General features: G+C 68.4%; 1 protein-coding gene and 1 pseudogene. One reads left to right on the forward strand and one right to left on the reverse strand.

What is annotated here, in order from left to right; all coding sequences use genetic code 11:
- Positions 1-64: 64 nt before the first annotated feature.
- Complete coding sequence (locus HDC93_RS37510) at positions 65-1942, reverse strand: recombinase family protein (RefSeq protein WP_185015231.1); 1878 nt, start codon at positions 1940-1942, stop codon at positions 65-67.
- Positions 1943-2241: 299 nt separating this feature from the next.
- Here HDC93_RS37510 and HDC93_RS39165 point away from each other — a divergent pair.
- A pseudogene (locus HDC93_RS39165) lies at positions 2242-2416 on the forward strand (IS5/IS1182 family transposase); the annotation flags it as partial.
- Positions 2417-2541 lie beyond the last annotated feature (125 nt).

The following is a 2541-nucleotide window of genomic DNA, read 5'->3' on the forward strand; positions in this document are numbered from 1 at the left end:
GGCACTTTCGCACCCTGCAAGCCCCTGCAGCCCTATGACCTGCACGTTCAGCCCGGCCGGACCTCTAGACCCCCCGAATTACGTCGAACCCGGGCATGAGGTCACGGACGGTGGCTGCAGAGATCCGTTTGCCGCCCTTGCCCGGCCGGAGGCCCTCGGCTTCCAGCCGGTCGGCAATCCCGCTGGCGCCTATGCCCTGGCCTGCGAGTTCGCGGATCCGGTCGGTCAACTGCGGGTAGTAGCTGAGCTGTTCCAACCGCTGAACCGGGCGGACGACCTCTCCCGCCGTGGTGGTCCCGCCGGCCCAGACGATCGTGGTCTTCACCCGCTCGCTGGTGCCGAGCACGGTGACGACGACCCTGTCGACGACCGCGCGGACGATCTCCTTGCGGTCCGCTGTCGTGGTGCTGTCCGCACGCCACAAACCCTCGATGTCGCCGGCCAGGGCCGTGAGGGTCTGCCGCTCGGCGGGCGTGAGGATGTGCGGGCTGCTGCGGGTGAACCGGTCGTAGTCCTCGCGGAGTTGCTGCTGGACGGCGAGTGCGTCCTCCCATTCCTTCTCCAACTGGCGCACGACCAGGCGGTTCTCCGGCTCGGCGAGGTGGTGGCTGCGGCGGGCCCGGTCGGCGTCCTGCGCGGCGCGTTCCAGCCGCTGCGACCACAGCCGTTCCAGCTCGGCCCGCTCGGCCAGAACCTGGTCGGCCGCGCGCAGGGACACCTCGACGGCGGCGGGCGTCAGTGCCGCGAGGACCTGCTCTTCGACGAAGGCGTCCACGCAGGCGGAGTTGAGCAGCTGACAGTCCTTCTCCGCGCCGTAGTTGGTCTTGTCCCGGGCGCACACGTATTCGGGCAGGGCCATGCTGTGCTGGGTGTGGTAGCGCACGCTCATGCGCCGGTTGCAGCGTCCGCAGTGCACCAGCCCGGCCGCGAGGGCGGGGCCGCCCCGGACCGTGCCCATGGCCTCGGCGCGGGCGCGGTTGGCCGCCAGTTTCGCCTCGTTCGCCTCGAACCGGGCGACGGTGATGTAGGCGGGCAGGACGTTCGGGATCATCACATGCCATCCGTCCCGGGAGCGGACGACCCGTCCGGTGCTCGGCCGGGCCGGGTCCTGGCGGCGCGGGTCGACCCGGCGCCGCCCATAGGCGTAGATGCCGGCATAGGCGGGATTGTGCAGCAGGTTCTGCAGCGTCATCCGGTTCGGCCTTCGCCATTCCAGGGTGCCCTTGTCCGGCCCCTCACGCAGCCGGATGCCCAACTGGACGTCATGGTCGACGAGATAGCGCAGCACACCGTGTAACGTGCCGAGCCGCTCGAACTGTGCGAAGACCAGACGGATCACGGTCTGCACCTGCTCGTCCGGATCAAACGCGACCTCCCCCGACGGGCGGCGGACGTAACCGCTGGGCAGGGGGAAGGCCAGCTCACCGCGGCGGGCCTTGTTCAGCCGCCCGCTCCACATCCGCTGCCTGATCAGGTGGAGTTCGGCCTCGCTCATCGTGCCCTTGAGCCCCAGCAGCAGCCGGTCGTTGTACTCGGCCGGGTCGTAGACCCCGTCGGTGTCCGCCAGGACCGCACCCGACAGGGCGCACAGCTCGATCAGCTGGTACCAGTCCCTGCCGGAGCGGGCCAGACGGGACATCTCGATCCCCAGCACGAGACCGACATGGTCCAGCCCGATCTCGGTGACCAGACGCTGGAAACCGGTGCGGGCCACCGCACTCGACCCCGACTTGCCCAGGTCCTCGTCGATCACCACAACCCGGTCCGCCTGCCAGCCCAGCGCGACCGCCCGGTCCACCAGGGCGTACTGCAACCGGGTCGACTCCTGGTGGTCGACAAGCTGCTGACGGGTGGACTGGCGAACATAGATCACCGCGAGCCGCTGCAGATGACGGTCGTCGATCTTGCTGCCGGGCCGCTCCCATGGCATCACCGACGTCATCGCCGGCCCCGCTCACTCACCGTCGCTGCGGCCGACAACGCGCGGCTCGCCAGCCGCACCAACTGCCCCACCACCGCCCGACGGTTCACCTCCGGCAGCGCCGCCCACACCTGCCCGTCCGCAACCACCGGAATCGTTTTCTGGGGCCGACGTCACTGTCGTCTCGCATGACGACCCGTTCCCCTCATCGCCCAGCCGGCCCCGCAACCGTCGGGCCACAGCGACCAACCGCTGCAAGCCCTCCCGGCCGATTATGGGTGCCTGCTCATTGCTTTGACTATCCATAAGCGCAGTGTGCTTGGGCGATGGAACGCACCCTCGGCTGGCTCATGCACCACCGCCGCCTCGCCCGCGACTACGAAACCCACCCACACCGATCAGCCGCCATGATCCAACTGGCTGCCATCAACCTCATTGACCCGCCGCCTCACCCACGAAGCCACCACCAACTGGCGCGACAGCCAAACCAAATGAAACAGACAACCGAGAATCAAACGCTCACTAAGAGGGCGTTTATGCAGGTCAAGGCCCGTACATGCCTTATGCGAGTGTCCCATTTCGTCGAGGATGCCCCGATGAGTGAAGAACATCGCCCGGCG

Origin of the sequence: Streptomyces sp. AK010, from assembly GCF_014207295.1 — a bacterium.
GTDB classification, from domain to species: domain Bacteria; phylum Actinomycetota; class Actinomycetes; order Streptomycetales; family Streptomycetaceae; genus Streptomyces; species Streptomyces massasporeus.

What these genes read in the sequence shown, in the direction of transcription:
- HDC93_RS37510 (WP_185015231.1), bottom strand. Translation starts at nt 1,942, where the DNA reads ATGACGTCGGTGATGCCATGGGAGCGGCCCGGCAGCAAGATCGACGAC.